Source organism: Bacteroidota bacterium (assembly GCA_016183775.1).
GTDB lineage: Bacteria > Bacteroidota > Bacteroidia > JABDFU01 > JABDFU01 > JABDFU01.
This window is the reverse complement of the sequence record JACPDY010000014.1, coordinates 82,115-98,646: the sequence shown is the minus strand read 5'-3', so window position 1 is coordinate 98,646 and position 16,532 is coordinate 82,115. Positions and strand designations below refer to the sequence as shown.

14 protein-coding genes and 1 tRNA gene are annotated in these 16,532 nt (G+C 42.0%); 6 read left to right on the top strand and 9 right to left on the bottom strand.

The annotated features are described in order from the left end of the window. Nucleotides 1-331: 331 nt before the first annotated feature. From HYU69_02225 to HYU69_02185, 9 genes are all read right to left on the bottom strand, one after another. Nucleotides 332-904, bottom strand: coding sequence for a DUF3109 family protein (locus HYU69_02225; protein MBI2269154.1), 573 nt, complete (start codon nucleotides 902-904; stop codon nucleotides 332-334). Between the two features lie 136 nt (nucleotides 905-1,040). Further along, entirely contained in the window at nucleotides 1,041-2,849 is a 1,809-nt protein-coding gene (locus tag HYU69_02220) for a cbb3-type cytochrome c oxidase subunit I (protein MBI2269153.1), read from the bottom strand. Between the two features lie 75 nt (nucleotides 2,850-2,924). Beyond that, complete coding sequence (locus HYU69_02215) at nucleotides 2,925-3,950, bottom strand: cytochrome c oxidase subunit II (protein MBI2269152.1); 1,026 nt, start codon at nucleotides 3,948-3,950, stop codon at nucleotides 2,925-2,927. Nucleotides 3,951-4,019: 69 nt separating this feature from the next. After that, nucleotides 4,020-5,138, bottom strand: a complete 1,119-nt coding sequence (locus HYU69_02210; GenBank protein ID MBI2269151.1) for a quinol:cytochrome C oxidoreductase — start codon at nucleotides 5,136-5,138, stop codon at nucleotides 4,020-4,022. A 190-nt stretch (nucleotides 5,139-5,328) separates the two neighbouring features. Beyond that, nucleotides 5,329-5,955, bottom strand: coding sequence for a cytochrome c (locus tag HYU69_02205; protein ID MBI2269150.1), 627 nt, complete (start codon nucleotides 5,953-5,955; stop codon nucleotides 5,329-5,331). Nucleotides 5,956-5,998: 43 nt separating this feature from the next. Further along, the gene (locus HYU69_02200) at nucleotides 5,999-6,517 is read right to left on the bottom strand and encodes a DUF3341 domain-containing protein (GenBank protein MBI2269149.1); all 519 of its coding nucleotides are present in this window, start codon (nucleotides 6,515-6,517) and stop codon (nucleotides 5,999-6,001) included. 55 nt (nucleotides 6,518-6,572) lie between these two features. Next, nucleotides 6,573-7,946 (bottom strand): polysulfide reductase NrfD, encoded by a 1,374-nt coding sequence (nrfD, locus tag HYU69_02195; GenBank protein ID MBI2269148.1) that lies wholly within the window; start codon nucleotides 7,944-7,946, stop codon nucleotides 6,573-6,575. A 39-nt stretch (nucleotides 7,947-7,985) separates the two neighbouring features. Then, nucleotides 7,986-11,291: a TAT-variant-translocated molybdopterin oxidoreductase gene (locus HYU69_02190; protein ID MBI2269147.1), complete on the bottom strand. Its 3,306-nt coding sequence runs from the start codon at nucleotides 11,289-11,291 to the stop codon at nucleotides 7,986-7,988. Between the two features lie 55 nt (nucleotides 11,292-11,346). After that, complete coding sequence (locus HYU69_02185; GenBank protein ID MBI2269146.1) at nucleotides 11,347-12,606, bottom strand: c-type cytochrome; 1,260 nt, start codon at nucleotides 12,604-12,606, stop codon at nucleotides 11,347-11,349. 331 nt (nucleotides 12,607-12,937) lie between these two features. On the opposite strand from HYU69_02185, the gene HYU69_02180 reads away from it, so the two are divergent. The 6 genes from HYU69_02180 (at nucleotide 12,938) to HYU69_02155 (ending at nucleotide 16,510) form a co-directional block, all read left to right on the top strand. Further along, the gene (locus tag HYU69_02180; GenBank protein MBI2269145.1) at nucleotides 12,938-13,312 is read left to right on the top strand and encodes an SPOR domain-containing protein; all 375 of its coding nucleotides are present in this window, start codon (nucleotides 12,938-12,940) and stop codon (nucleotides 13,310-13,312) included. A gap of 110 nt (nucleotides 13,313-13,422) precedes the next feature. Beyond that, nucleotides 13,423-13,496 (top strand) — tRNA-Arg (locus HYU69_02175). A 22-nt stretch (nucleotides 13,497-13,518) separates the two neighbouring features. Beyond that, nucleotides 13,519-13,806, top strand: coding sequence for an acyl carrier protein (locus tag HYU69_02170; GenBank protein ID MBI2269144.1), 288 nt, complete (start codon nucleotides 13,519-13,521; stop codon nucleotides 13,804-13,806). A 54-nt stretch (nucleotides 13,807-13,860) separates the two neighbouring features. Further along, the gene (locus HYU69_02165) at nucleotides 13,861-14,694 is read left to right on the top strand and encodes an SDR family oxidoreductase (GenBank protein ID MBI2269143.1); all 834 of its coding nucleotides are present in this window, start codon (nucleotides 13,861-13,863) and stop codon (nucleotides 14,692-14,694) included. Between the two features lie 68 nt (nucleotides 14,695-14,762). After that, nucleotides 14,763-15,221: a beta-hydroxyacyl-ACP dehydratase gene (locus HYU69_02160; protein ID MBI2269142.1), complete on the top strand. Its 459-nt coding sequence runs from the start codon at nucleotides 14,763-14,765 to the stop codon at nucleotides 15,219-15,221. Next, nucleotides 15,218-16,510: a beta-ketoacyl-[acyl-carrier-protein] synthase family protein gene (locus HYU69_02155; protein MBI2269141.1), complete on the top strand. Its 1,293-nt coding sequence runs from the start codon at nucleotides 15,218-15,220 to the stop codon at nucleotides 16,508-16,510. The genes HYU69_02160 and HYU69_02155 overlap by 4 nt, the downstream gene beginning before the upstream one ends. Nucleotides 16,511-16,532: the final 22 nt, after the last annotated feature.

Genomic DNA, 16,532 nt, shown 5'->3' with positions numbered 1-16,532 from the left:
CCTTATGGACATCTATACCGCAACCGGTTGTTACAACCTGTTTGAATTTTATTTCTTGCATTACGTTTCATGTTTTGCACGAAGTTAAATATTCATCCTCGGTTGGTGTGCTTCATTCTAGCTCATGACCATTTCATGATTATAAGGAAATTTTCTCAGAAACGCCTGTACTTGTTTTGGTGTCCTGTACTTCCTGGCGAGAGCCGCGAATTGCTTCCGGGCTTTATCTGGTTTCATTTCTCATGTTGTTGGCTGACTGACTGTTTCAAATTGCAGGGAAGCAATAGCGGCAACCTAGCCTTGCCCGTTCAGACAGCATCAACAGGCAGACTCATTTACTCTTCTTCCTTATCTCTGCAGCAAGCTCCAACTGCTTATACCATTGCTTATCGTATTTGCGGATAAGCGGTTCTTTTAAAAACCTGTATACGCTAACATTCAACTTCGTTCCGCATGAACAGGCCGGGGTACAAATGTTCCAACGATGGTATTCCACCCTCTCCACTCCCTTTTTTTGCGTGATACGAATGGGGTACAAGTGGCACGAGATGGGCTTTTTGAATTTCACTTTACCTTCATAATACGCCTTTTCTATGGCGCATTTCGCGATCTTGTTCTCCATATATACAAAAGCACAAACTCCTCCGTTTACCAGCGGTGTGGTCAGGTCACGGTCCTCATCTATCACATAAACACCTTGCTTTTCAACTGCCGCAATGCCTTCCTTTGTCATGTATGGTTTTACTTTGGGCAGTATGGTCTCCAATATCTCCACTTCCTCCTTCTCAAGCGGGGCTCCCGACACACCAGCCACGCAACACTCTCCTTTGCATGCGCCCAGGTCGCAAACAAATTTTTCATCAAAAATATCTTCCGATACAAGTGTGCTATTAATGGCTATCATCAGCGAAACAGGTTGTATGTTGCAAAGGTGCAAATTATACCAATATTGATTGGACTAAAAGTATTGAAAAACATATTGCACAATAAAAATCCCATCACGCTTAAGCGTGATGGGATTTAATTGCTCTTTTAACTAATTAATGTGCACCGCCATCCACTTCACCTTCTTCAAGGGGAACTGTTTGCGGAACATAATCCAATTGTTTACCTGGTTTACTGTAATCGTATGCCCAACGTTTAACCACGGGTAAAGCACCCGGCCAGTTACCGTGGGTATGCGCCATTGGTGTGGTCCACTCCAGTGAATTACTATGCCATGGATTTTGTTCTGATTTAGGTCCCCGGAATATGCTGTAGAAAAAGTTGAATACAAAAATGAACTGCGCCACGGCTCCAATAAAGGCAAAGATCGAAACAAGAATATTTATATCAACCAGGTGATCAAACATCGGGAAATCGGTATTGGTATAATAACGACGGGGAACACCTGCAAGGCCTAAAAAGTGCTGCGGGAAAAATACGCCATACGCCGAAATAAAGGTTGTCCAAAAATGCAGATATCCTAATTTCTTATTCATCTGGCGAAGGAAAAGTTTCGGGAACCAATGATAAACCCCTGCGAACATACCTAATACGGCCGAAAGACCCATTACAATGTGGAAGTGGGCTACAACAAAGTATGTGTCGTGTACAGGAACATCAAGCGCTGAGTCTGCAAGTATAATGCCTGTAACGCCGCCTGTAACAAAGGTTGATACCAAACCGATAGCAAATAACATGGCAGGCGTTAATTTAAGATTGCCCTTCCATAACGTTGTAATATAATTGAACGCCTTAACTGCTGACGGTATAGCGATCAACAATGTGGTGAATACGAATACAGAACCCAGGAAAGGATTCATCCCAGTAATGAACATGTGATGCCCCCAAACGATAAACGATAAAAATCCGATGGCCAGCATGGAGCCGATCATCGCACGGTACCCAAAGATAGGTTTGCGTGCGTTGGTGGCTATAACCTCAGAAGCAATGCCAAGAGCGGGTAATAACACAATGTATACTTCAGGGTGACCAAGGAACCAGAACAAGTGCTGGTATAGGATCGGACTGCCTCCGCTCTGTTCAAGGGCCTGTCCGCCAATATATATATCCGACAGGTAGAAACTTGTACCAAATGTTCTATCCATCAACAATAAAACTACAGCCGATACAAGAACCGGAAAGGAGAGGACACCAAGAATAGCGGTAATAAGGAAAGCCCATATCGTGAGAGGCAAACGGGTCATCGACATCCCTTTGGTACGCATGTTAAATACAGTTATTATATAATTCAAGCCTCCTAAAAGAGCTGAAACAACAAATATTGTCATACTCAACAACCAAAGGGTCATCCCTAAGCCTGAGCCCGGAATGGCCTGAGGCAGTGCGCTTAACGGAGGATAAACCGTCCATCCGGCAGATGCAGGTCCACCTTCAACAAAAAGCGACAATAACATTATTACACTAGATGCCAAAAAGAACCAAAACGAAAGCATATTCAAAAACCCGGAAGCCATATCACGCGCCCCAACCTGGTAAGGAATAAGTAAATTGGCGAACGTGCCACTTAACCCTCCTGTAAGCAGGAAAAACACCATGATGGTACCGTGAATTGTAACAAGAGCCAGGTACATATTAGGATCTAAAATGCCATCCTTACCCCACTTGTCGCCTAATAAAAACTCCACTAACCAGAACTTTTGTCCGGGCCAGGCAAGCTGCAAACGAAACAATGTTGACATAACCATGCCCACCAGCGCCATAATAACAGCCGTTATCAAAAACTGACGCGCGATGACCTTATGGTCCATGCTGAAAACATATTTTGTTAGGAACGATTCTTCGTGATGATGCTCATGACTGTGTTCGTGAGCATGAGCACTGTGTCCGTGATTATCGTGTGACATACTTTATTATTTTAATTTTCAATTTTAACCTGCCATTTACAATCATTTCTCCCTTTGAGGAAGAAAAAGGACGAATTAATTTTTCGCCAAAAACGGTTTTTGTTTAGCCAACCAAATTTCGTACTGATCAGGCGTATCAACTACAACATTCATTTGCATATTGTAATGTGACGCACCGCAAATTTTATTACACAGTAAAATGTAATTGAATTCATAAGGATCAAGCCCGTTCTTCGCACGCAGATTGTTAATCCTTTTCATCTGATCGATTACCTCAGGGCGTTTTCGCATCTCTTCGGTTGTGATGGATGGTGTCATATGCATTGAAGTGACCATTCCGGGCACCGCGTTCATCTGTATCCTGAAATGAGGCATAAAAGCACTGTGTATAACATCACGTGAATTGATTTTAAACTCCACCTGTTTACCGAGTGGAATATGCAACTCGTTCCGAACAATAATATCATCCATTCCTTTGGCATCTAATGTATCCATCCCAAGCGCATTTGCACCTCCGATATTCTTATAACTGGAATGGCCGAGTTGATTATCCTTGCCTGCATAGCGGGCCGACCAGTCGAATTGCTTGGCATACAGTTCGATGATAATTGCATCGTTTGCAGCAGGCTCTGTTATGGTATTCCACATTTTTATACCCAAAATAATGATCACAGCCAATGCGGCTGCGGGAACTATAGTCCATATCAACTCCAGTTTGTTATTGTGCGGATAATAAGTTGCTTGCTGATCGGGACGACTGTAGTACTTGTATGTAAAATAGAACAACAAAATATTAAGTATCACAAATACAATACCGATGAACGACATATTGAACCACATGAGCCAGTCGAGATCAACACCATGAACCGAGGCCGACTCAGGCAAGATACTATCTTTGTATTTTACACATTGCCACAGACAAAAGGCCATGAACAGAAATAAAAACCCAAACATCATACGCCCCTGATTGCGATGGTCCTTATAAGTAACCTCATTGTTTTTAGACCCCTTCAATTCGGCTGCCAGTTCAAAGACCCGCACCAACTGAGCTATGGTAATAATCAGGAGAACAATTGCTACGTAAACTAATAACTTAATCATACGTGTATTTTTTAATTAATTACTTTCTTCTATCCAGTTCTTCGCTCCCCATTTGGGGAAACCAGGGGGTTATATATGCAAGTGTTTGCTTTCTTCCAGGTAAGGGTGATTTTTCACCATTAATGGTTCTTTAGCAAGGTTGCGTAAAACAATGTAAAGGAACAATCCCAAAAATCCCAAACCTATAGTTATTTCAGTTATGCCTATATGCCAGTATTGATGAACAGTGGCAGGCATTATAACTACATAAAGATCCATCCAGTGACCAAATAAAATACATAACCCTACAATTGTTAAGAACCCTGAATTGCGCTTGGAATCACGCGACATTAACATGATCATGGGGAATGTGAAGTTAATAATGAACATGATCCACATAGGCCAGCGGTAGCCGTACATATGAAGGCGGTCAAAATAATAACTTACTTCTTCCGGAAGATTGGTGTACCAAATAAGCATGAACTGCATGAACCACAAATAGCTCCATAAAAAACTTACAGCAAACATCCATTTCCCAAGATCGTGAATAGTGCTCTCCTGAACCTCCTGTAGATATCCGTTTTTACGCAGCCACAAAACAAGCAAAGTAATGCAAACAATTGAACTTATCCATGTCCCGGAAAAAGTATACCAGCCAAACATAGTACTGAACCAATGTACATCGATCGACATTAACCAATCCCAGGAAGAAGTAGATGAGGTTACCCCAAAGAACACTAAAAATATTGCAGCGCTTTTCCTGTTCTTAAAATGCAGGATATGATCATTGTCTCCGTTGATATCTGTTGCCAGTGAGCGCTTGCGGAACAATTTTTGAAAACCACTCCATACCAGGAGATAAGCTAATGTACGGGCAAAAAAGAAAGGCAGATTTAAGTAGCCACGCTTATGCAACATTCCTTCATCGAACAACGGAGAGCTTTCATTGTATACATCCTGATCCATCCACTCGTAAATATGATGAATACCAAGTGCACCCAACACCAGCATGAGTAACATCAAGCCAGCACCAACAGGTAAATAACAGGTCACCGCTTCAATAACACGCTTTACTGTGGTGGCCCATCCGGCCTCTGCAGCATACTGAAGAGCCAAAAAGAAAGTAGCCGCCAAACCAATTCCCATGAAAAAGAATGTATTGAGAAGCAGATTTCCCCAAAAACGATTATGATGATAATGCCCGGCCATATCCTCAGGAACATTGCCATCACTTGCATATCCCCAAATTAAACCGATGATGCCGATGCCCATTAATATGTAGCAAAAGCGTTTGGCTTTATCTGTAAATGTGAATGTTTGATTCATAATTACCTAGCTCTTTAATTATTAATTTTTTTGAGTTCGTGAATGCTACGCATTTCGCCTATATATTTTTGAACTATTTTTTTTGCTCTCCTTCGGCCGGTTTCGCCATAGCCGTCTTTACAGAATCAGCTGCGGGCACATCATTGGCATGCTGCAGCTTTTGCACATAATGCACTAATTTCCAGCGCTCTTCCTGGCTTAATTGCGACGAATGAGACCCCATCAATCCTTTACCATAAGTTATTGTATGAAATATTTTCCCTTCCGGTAAATTTTTAAGTGCGCCTGCGAAAGCGGGAGGTGCGCCGGGAAGCTTTGCAGCAACAAGTCCATCGCCGCCACCCTGGGCACCATGACAATGAACACAAAATTTACCATACAATTCTTCTCCGTCCTGTAATACTCCGGTGGTTAAAGCGATCGGATTTTTCAATTCCCTGCCCGCGGTGGCATACCCTGCGGTATCATTCCCATAAGGATAAGGCATGAAACCTCTTGGAACCGTCCCGGCAACCGGAAGACGATTTCCCATACTATCCGCGTACATTGGATTTGTATTATAAACCTCAACTGACGGAGAACGATACATGTCGGGCATAAACTCAACTCCCGGGCTGTTAGCGTCTTTCTTACCACATGAACTTAGAATACCAACGAAAGAGCCAAGAATCAGCATCCCTGAAAAAAACTTTCTGATCATATTTGTTGATTTAATAATCATTTTCTTCTGCCTGTTTTACTTCTTACTTTCTATTTACTTCTGAAGCCCCTGTTTCTCTCAAAACCGCTTCTACTTTAGAAAGATCCGCCGGATCCACTTCCAGCAACATCAAAAATTTATCGTCTGTGGTACGCGGATCCGGATTTTTAGCACTTACCCCGGGAAGGATCCAACTTCTTAAATAAAAGGTAATGGCCATTCCATGCGCAGCACATAACACAGTACTTTCAAATGTAATAGGAATGAACGCCGGCATATTCATCAGATAGGTGAAGTTTGGTTTACCCCCGACTTCTGTTGGCCAGTCGGATATCATCATGTACCACATCATTAATGTGGCTAAGCCGGCCCCAGTAATACCATAAATAAATGAACAAATTGCTAAACGGGTACGTTCTACACCAATAACCGGATCAATACCATGAATAGGAAACGGCGAAAAAACTTCTTTCACACGAATGCCCAACGCTACAATTTTTTGTGCACCGTTTTTTAACTGATCGCCATCATCATAAATACCATGTAGAGTTACTTTGCTCATATTTTTTATTTTGTAAACAGTGGTTTATGCTGCTTCTGATTAACTCTTTAAAAAATTAATGACCTTTCTTCTTCCACTCCGAACCCGAACTTTTCAAAATTGACTTCAACTCACTTTGAGCTATTACAGGAAAAAAGCGGGCAAACAACAGGAAAAATGTAAAGAACATTCCGATCGTTCCTACAAAAATACCAATGTCAATAAAAGTAGGATGGTACATATTCCAGGTTGAAGGAGTGAACGTACGACAAAGTGTTGGAACAATAATTACAAACCGCTCAAACCACATACCAATATTAACAACAATTGAAAGGATGAAGGTCGCGATCAAACTAGTCCGTATTTTTTTAAACCAGAACAACTGCGGCGAAATAACATTACAGGTCATCATACTCCAATATGCCCACCAATACGGACCTGTAGCACGATTCAGGAAAGCGTATTGCTCATATTCCACTCCTGAATACCACGACATAAACAATTCTGTTAAGTACGCTACACCAACTATAGAACCGGTTATGATAATAACGATATTCATATATTCAATGTGCTTTATATTGATGTAACTCTCCAGGCTAAACACTTTGCGCATAATTAAAATGAGTGTTAGTACCATTGCAAACCCGGAAAACACAGCCCCTGCAACAAAATAAGGAGGGAAAATTGTGGTGTGCCAGCCCGGTAATACCGCAGTAGCAAAGTCTGTAGATACTATTGAGTGAACGGAAAATACAAGTGGAGTTGACAACCCGGCCAGCACTAATGATACTTCTTCAAAACGTGTCCAATCCTTTGCACGGCCACTCCAGCCGAAACTCAGAATACTGTATATTTTTTTTGCAAGCGGCTTTGTCATTCTATCGCGGATCGTAGCAAAATCAGGAATCAAGCCTGTGTACCAGAATACAAGTGATACCGAGAAATAAGTTGATACGGCAAACACGTCCCAAACAAGCGGGGAGTTAAAATTGATCCAAAGCGAACCGAATTGATTCGGAAGCGGAAACAGCCAATAGTCAAGCCATGGACGACCGGTGTGAAGGGTAACAAAAATAGCCGCACACATAACAGCGAATATTGTCATCGCTTCAGCCGAGCGGTTGATGGCCATACGCCATTTTTGACGGAATAATAAAAGTACCGCAGAAATAAGTGTTCCGGCATGACCAATACCGATCCACCATACAAAGTTTGTGATATCCCAGGCCCAGTCAACACCGTTGTTGGAGCCCCATACACCAATACCTGTACCAATAGTATAAGCCAAACAGCATATGCCCCAGGTAAAGGTTGTTGCAGCCAGGGTAAAAACAATCCACCAATATTTGTTGGCTTTGCCCTGAATAGGACGAATAATGTCATCGGTAATGTCCTTATACGATTTATTGCCGATAATTAACGGCTCACGAATTTCTGATTCCTGATGCATATTGTATTATTAAATTTTCTAATTACTGTTCCTGAAATTTTATCCTTCTTTCTTTTCCTCTTTCTCCACTTCCTTTTTTTCTTCTTTATGTTCTCCTCCTCCTTCATGACCAACTCCTTCAGCTAATTCTGTATTCCTGACTTTAACCAGATACGAAACGTTTGGTTTTATATCCAGTTCATGAAGCATATAATAATTCCTTTCATCTTTACGCAATGCCGATATCCTGCTGCTCTCATCATTCACATCACCAAATACAATGGCTTCAGTCGGACAGCTTTGCTGACAAGCCGTTTTAATGGCTCCATCCTGCAATTTTTGCATTGCCTTTTTTGCATCCAATTTGCCGGCCTGTACACGCTGCACACATAGAGAACACTTTTCCATAACACCGCGTGAACGAACTACCACATCAGGATTCAACACCATGCGGCCCAAATCATCCTGCGCCGGATTCAATCCGGCAAAATCTGCATTTTCATTGTAATTATACCAATTGAATCGCCTCACTTTGAATGGACAGTTATTCGCGCAATACCTTGTCCCTACACACCGGTTGTAGGTCATCTGGTTCATGCCTTCTGAACTATGGTTTGTAGCAAGCACGGGGCAAACTGTTTCACAAGGTGCATGATTACAGTGTTGACACATAACAGGCTGAAAAATAACCCTGGGATTTTCCGCACTTGGATTTTCCATTTCAAGGTACATATCAACAGAACCCAGGTGCTCTTCTTCGGCGCGTTCCTTTGTCATGTCTGATTGATAATACCTGTCAATACGCAGCCAGTGCATTTCACGGGTGCGTCTAACCTGATCCTTACCAACAACCGCAACGTTATTTTCGGCGGTGCAACTTACAACGCAGGATCCGCAACCTATACACGAGCCCAGATCGATCAGCATTCCCCATTTGTGACCAGGGCGGTCAAACTCATCCCACAATGTAACTTCAACAGGGTCCTTTTTACCTGCATGTGTTACCAATTTTTCCTCTTCATTTCCAGATCCCGGATTCTTTTTATATTCTTCTAAAGTAGTTTCACGAATAAGGTTCCGGCCCATGATGGTATGGTGAACCTGAGTAGCTGCAAGTTCAGTGGTTCCAACCTCTTCCGAAAGCTGAACCCCGGAAACACTGTAATGCATTGCTCCATCTACCAATTGTACAAACGGGTAAACGTTCTGGCCAACCACTCCCGACTTCGCACTCAGCATACCTGCTTTAGTACGGCCATAGCCAAGCGCAATGCCGATAGTACCCTGAGCTTGTCCGGGTTGAGGATATACCGGCAATGTGATGGTGGCATTACCGAGAGTTACATTTACAATACTGGCCTCACGATCCTGACGTTGCTGCAATCTGTATCCTTTTTCCTTCATGTCTATCGGTGACATGGTAACATAATTGTCCCATGTTACTTTAGAGATCGGATCGGGCAACTCCTGTAACCAGGGATTGTTGGCCTGGTTGCCATTGCCGATTGATATTTTTTCATACAACATCAATTCCAGTTTTCCTTCTTTCGAATTATATTTGTTGATACGGGCAGCGGCCATAGCCAAATCCATACGTACCACAGCTGTGGCCTCTTCCGGATTTTTAGACTCCTCTTTTTTGCTGTTTTCTGTGCGGGCAGCTTTAGGCTCCTCCGCTTTTGCATCTTTTTTTATTTCAACAACTCCTGTTGAGCCTAATTCAAACACTCCGTTTTGCAAACTTGTATTCCAGAAAGTACGGAAGTTTGTTTCTTTGGTTTGGTGTGGGAACAGATTGGTTTCCCAATATTTTTGAATGTATGAATGATAATCAGTAGTTATGCCTGCCCATCTCAATAAACTTTCCTGGGCTGCACGTGTTCCTTCATGACTGGTGGCTTTGGAAAAAATGGGAGCAATGGTTGGCTGTGATAAACTATATTGACCAACTTTAGGATTGGCATCATTCCACGATTCAAGGTAATGGTGATCGGGACAAATGTAGTCTGCCATTTCAGCTGTTTCATCAGCCCTGTCGGCAAGGGAAATACGTAATCCTGTTTTTTTATACGCTTCATTAAAATGCAGCGAACCTGGTGTAGTATAGGCAGGATTGGTATTGTAAGTAATTAGTGCCGCAACTTTCCCATTTTGCATTTCATTCACTAATTCAACAAAAGCTTCATCATCACCCTGACGAACAAGCATTGGAGTACGCAGGTCAACAGTATTTTCATAACTGTCAAGCATTGTATTTATTCCATTCACCACCATTTGAATGGCAACATCATTAATCCCGCATACTACCAACGATTTCTTTTTATTAGCCCAAAGTTGCTTTGCAACCTTTTTAATGGATTCATCAATGGGAAGTTTTGATGATTCAAGCGCCGGAACCCCGGCCATAGCGGCAACTGCATTATATAAAGAGGTAGCAACTGAACCCAATTGAGATGGTTTAACAGGATAACGCTCATCCGCATTAGCGCCGGTCAATGAAAGATTGGCTTCAAACTGAATATGTTTTGACATTTCAGCTTTCTCTTTACTCAACTTCCGGCCTTTGGAATATTGTTTCGCAAATTCTATAGGGGATAGCCAGTTACCTAAAAAGTCGGCGGCTATACTTACTATCATATTCGCTTTGTCAAAGAAATAGGAAGGAACAGCGGGACGTTCAAAACTATGTGTATTGGCTTTTATAATAGCGCTGCATGAAACGGCGTCATATGTAACATGCTTTGTTGTAGGATACTTAGCCGTAAAGTCAGCGATAGCCTGCTTTGTTGAAGGACTGATGATAGTTGAACTAAGTATACGAATATTGCCACCGGTACTTGCTATTGTGTTTAATTTCTGAACGATATCCTTATCTATAGAGGACCACGTGGAAGGTGATCCTTTAGTTAATGGACCTGTAAGACGCGATGAATCATATAGTGAAAGAACGGAAGCCTGTACACGCGCATTCGTGGCACCCATCGTTACAGGTGACATTTCGTTACCTTCTATTTTAATAGGGCGACCTTCACGGGTTTTAACAAGAATGCCGGCATAATCCTGTCCGTCAAAATAAGTGGAAGCATACCAGTTGGCAACACCCGGAGTAATCTCCTCGGGTTTTATAGTATAAGGAATGGCTTTGTTAACAGGCGTTTCGCAGGCAGCTAATGACGCAGCAGTAACACTGAATCCTAAAAATTTAAGAAAATCCCTGCGGGAAGTAGAAGTGTTTTCGAGCGAATTATTTCCTAAAAACTGTTCAACCGGAACTTCTTCAGGAAATTCGTTTTGCTGGTGCTTAACAAATTCAGGATTGTTGGCCAATTCCTCCAATCCTCTCCAGTATTTTGTTACTTTACCCATAGATTATTATTATACGTTATTTGTTACATGTACTTGCGTACGCAGTAACTTTTTATCAATAGTGACATTTGGCGCATTCAATACCGCCCATTTTGTCGACCGTAATTTTTTGTCCTTTGTATTTTTCAGCTAATTTTTTGTGTAATTCTTCATAGTATGGATTGTCTTTCATGCCGGCCACTTCAGTTTTGCGGTGACAATCAACACACCAGCCCATTGTGAGTGGCTGTACCTGTTCGGCAACCGTCATTGTTTTTACATCACCATGGCAATTGCTGCAATCGAGCTTACCAACTTTAACGTGCTGCTGGTGACTGAAGAAAACAAAATCCTGGAGATTGTGAACTTTTACCCATTTAATACCTTTGGGCGCTTTATCATACTTCTGCGTAGCAGGATCCCACCCAATGGCTTCATATATCTTGGCAATTTCGGCTGTACCTGTGATCGGACCTTTATCAATTCCTTTATGACAGTTCATACAAACGTTTGGTGAAGGGATCCCTGCGTGACGACTCTTCTCCACAGAAGAGTGGCAGTACTGACAATTGATCGCATTATCGCCGGCATGAATTTTATGAGAGAATTTGATCGGCTGTTCGGGCTTGTAACCGGTAAAAACACCAATGTTCATCATACCGTCCCAGGCCATTTTTGAAAGTGCAAGCAACAATATAATTATACCCAAAGCCACTGTACGCTTGTGCTGATTCATCCATATCTTAGTCTCTCCCCACCAGCCGCTATCAGAAACTTCAGGTTGATTCTTCTTTTGTGCAATTACATTTAACAGGTTGTACTTTGTACTGCGAAGCACTATGGCAAGGATCAAAAGCAATGCGATTATTCCACCAAGTACCAAAAGGGTGTTTATCGGGTTGCTTTCGACCGCAGGGCCTTCAGTTGAAGTAGCGGCAACACCTGCAGCGGGGGTTTCCACAGGAGGATTTTTGATATACTCAATTACCGATTTAATCTCATCATCACTCAAAACTCCCTCCATTACATTCATGGAAGCTCCGCCATATTCCGCAGTTATTTTTGTGGCATATGCATCGCCACTCTTTTTTAATTTTTCATTGTTTTTTACCCAGTCGAATAGCCATTTTTCGGAAGGAACGCGTGTTGCGATACCCGCAAGGCCCGGGCCTGTGAGTTTTGTGGCATCAAGGCGGTGGCATACTGCACAATTTTGTTTGAATAGTTTGGCCGCATCAGCTCCGAAAACAGAGGAAACAGAGAGAATCAAAAATGAAAGTAAGAAGGTAATTGTAAGTAAAAATGTTTTGATTTTCCGGGAGGGAGTAGTAGCCATACGCATTAACAATTTATTAATAAAATGTAATGATGCTTTTCAACTTGTGGCAAATTTAACTGCTACACCCTTTCAAAAGTTAAAATTTGTTAAAAAAAATGCAATTTATATTGATTCTAAATAACGTGTAATCAATTGGTTTTTAGATATTAACAATTTAGTAGTGGCATAACAGTCTTGGTCATGCTTTTTTGATGGTTTATCGATAAAAGTGCATCCAGCGTTGAATAAAATATGTGCGTTTGGCATATAAATTCTAACTTTGCGCAGATCTATGATTAGAAAATATTACAGGATTTTTCTTGCGGCTGTATACCTAAGCTTTTTTTTATTGAAAGGGATTCAGGGTCAAACGGCAAAAGTGGATAGCGGCAAAGTGGAATATATTCAGGATAACCGCATAGCTGAACTGATGAACAAAAAACTGCTGATCAATGAAAAAAAGGATGCCAAAGTAAAAGGATACCGGGTTCAGATACATTTTGGTTCGGACCGCGAAAAGGCTAAAGAAATAAAAGCAAAATTCCTGCAGGCATTTAATTCGGCTATGGCCTACGAAAAATATGAGCAGCCCAACTTTAAAATCCGCGTAGGTGATTTCAGAACAAGGACAGAAGCGTTCAAATTTTTAAAAGAGATTTCTCCTGATTTTCCAAGTTCGTTTATCGTGCAGGATGAGATTGAGTTGAAGGAGTTGGTTAAATAAAATGGTTCCAGGTTTCAGGTTTTTTGAACCTGAAACCTGAAACCTGGAACTTTTATGCAGTATCAGCAGGTGATATTATGTCTCAGCTTTTTTTAAACATTAGCTATTTAGCTTCCGTAGCTCAACTGGATAGAGTGTAGGCCTCCGGAGCCTAAGGTTGTGGGTTCGACTCCCGCCGGGAGCACTGATAAAAATTAGTATGTATTATGGCAGAAACAAACAAAGCAGACAAAACCACTATCCAGGCCAAGGTATTGGAAGTGATACGTCCTTATGTTAAAGATGAAACTGTTTTAGCGTCACTTACCGGACAAACAGATATTATTAAAGATCTGAAAATAAATTCGGCGCGATTTGTAGATATTTTACTTGATATTGAAGATGCTTTTGAAATAGCCATTGACGATCCTTCTGCCGCAAAGATCATTACCGTTGAAGATGCAATAAATGTAATAAGTGATAAATTAGCTCTTAAAAACGACGGCAAGAAATAATCACACATCCGGTCGAATGGGTTGATCTTTCTTTCCGACATTTCCAATTTCTATATGGGTTCATTTTCAGAAAAAAAATACTGGGCATTGATATTGGGCGGATCCAGCGGCTTTGGGTTGGCTGCAGCTAAAAAATTAGCGGAACAGGGAATGAATATTTTTATTGTACATAAGGACAGAAGGGGTTCGATGAATGATATCGAAGGAGAGTTTGAAAAAATAAGATCAACAGGAGTTAGCTTTGTCGCACTCAACAACGATGCTTTAACAGAAAGCGGGAGAACGGAAATACTTTCGCAACTAGCCGACGTATTAGCCGGAAACGGAAAAATACGATTGCTATTACACAGTATTGCTTATGGAAATTTAAAACCATTGATTCATTCTGAGAATGGCAAAGAAACCGATACCGCTTTACTGGAAGAGGAAGATTTTGCCAGAACCATTTTTTCGATGGGGACAAGTTTAGCGATTTGGACCAAAGTATTATTTGATAAAAAATATTTTACAGGGGATGCCCGCATCATTGGCTTAACAAGCGAGGGCAGCTCTGTCGCCTGGAAAGGTTACGCGGCGGTATCGATGGCAAAAGGAGTATTGGAAAATCTTTGCCGCTCCATGGCAGTTGAATTCGCTCCTTATGGTATACGTACTAATATTATTCAGGCAGGAGTAACTGACACACCTGCGCTGCGTATGGTTCCCGGGAGTAAAAAAGTAGCGGCCTTTGCCAGGTCAAGGAATCCGTTTAAGCGTTTAACAACTCCCGAAGATGTGGCGGGAGTGATTTATTTACTATGTATGGATGAATCATCCTGGATAAATGGTGCGATTATACGGGCGGATGGAGGTGAACAAATTGCGGGCGGATTGATGAATGGAGAGTAGAGCAGGCATCATACAAAATAATACTGTCCGAAAATTTTTTAAACATCTGCGGAATGAATAACCCCAAAATGCTTTCTGATTCCCACCTTAAAATCATCCTCGAAGTTATTCCCCAAACTTTTCCATTCCGGTTTATTGATGAGCTGTTGGAATTGGATGAGCATCATGCAAAAGGCGCTTATCGGTTTAAAAAAGATGAATATTTTTACCAAGGACATTTCAAAAATAATCCCATTACTCCCGGAGTGATCCTTACAGAAACTATGGCACAGATCGGCCTGATTTCATTAGGTATCTACCTGGAAAGTTTAAAAACATCATTGGAAGAAGTAAAAAAAAAGGCGATCTTGTTTACAAGAGCAGAGGTGGAGTTTGTAAAAGTAGTATTGCCGGGTGATCGGGTAATAGTGGAAGGGAAACTGGTGCATTACCGGCTTGGTAATATTAAAAGCAATGTAGAGATGCGCAACGAAAACGGAGAGTTGCTGTGCAGCGGTATTTTAACAGGTCAGTACGTGAAGGCATGAATGATACTAAACACAGAGTGGTTGTTACCGGCATGGGTGTTGTATCTCCTAATGGAATGGGGATCGGTGCCTTTGAGCAGGCTATCCGAAAAGGCACCTCCGGGATTAAATATTTGCCTGAACTGGAGGCATTCCGGTTTGCCGCTTGTATCGGAGGTGTTCCTGAAGTTAGTGAAGAGCTGCAACAACACTATTTTCCGAAGGAATTATTTAAATCATTCAGCGCAAGTATATTATTCGGATGCATTGCCGGCCATGAAGCATGGCTTGATGCAGGATTGAAAATGCCTGAAGAGCTGGCAGAACCTGATTGGGATACCGGGGTCGTATTGGGAGCCGGCCTGGCGGGAGCGGATATACTGGGAGAAACGGCGGTGCCAATGATCAACAATGGGAATACAAAAAGGCTGGGAAGTACAATGGTAGAACAATGTATGAATAGCGGCCCCAGTGCATACCTCGGCGGACTGTTGGCATTGGGCAACCAGGTTACCACAAATTCAAGCGCCTGCAGTACAGGAACAGAAGCGATTATTGATGCATATGAAAGAATAAAAGCGGGTCATGCTAAACGAATGCTGGCGGGAGGCTGCGAAGGAAATTCCACTTATTTATGGGCCGGGTTTGATTCAATGAGAGTGCTGAACAGGGTTTCCAATGCTAATCCGGAATCGGCCTCCAGGCCAATGAGCGCTTCTGCTGCTGGATTTGTGCCCGGTGCAGGCGCCGGGTTGTTAATGTTGGAAAGTCTGGAATCGGCTTTACAAAGAAAGCAGCGGATCTATGCTGAAGTGTTAGGCGGATCTGTAAATTGCGGGGGCCAGCGTCAGGGTGGAACAATGACAGCCCCTAATTCGAACGGGGTACAGCGATGTATCAGGTCGGCAGTTGAGTTATCGGGTATCAAACCGGAAGATATTGATGCCATTAGTGGTCATCTGACTTCCACGATGGCCGATCCGGTTGAAATAAAAAACTGGACCGAAGCCTTGAACAGGAAAGGGAAAGATTTTCCTTATGTCAACTCTGCAAAATCAATGATCGGGCATTGCCTGGGAGCTGCGGGTGCAATAGAAAGTATTGCAGCTGTACTGCAATTACATAAGGGATTTTTGCATCCATCAATAAATTGCGAAGATGTGCATCCTGAAATACTCAAATTAATAGCCGAAGAAAAAGTTGTAAGAAAAGAAATAAAAATGAACAACTTAAAAATAATCGCGAAAGCAAGTTTTGGATTTGGAGACGTGAACAGCTGCCTCATCTTCAAAAAATGGGAGAGTAAATAACCGGAAATTTTACCTGTGAACT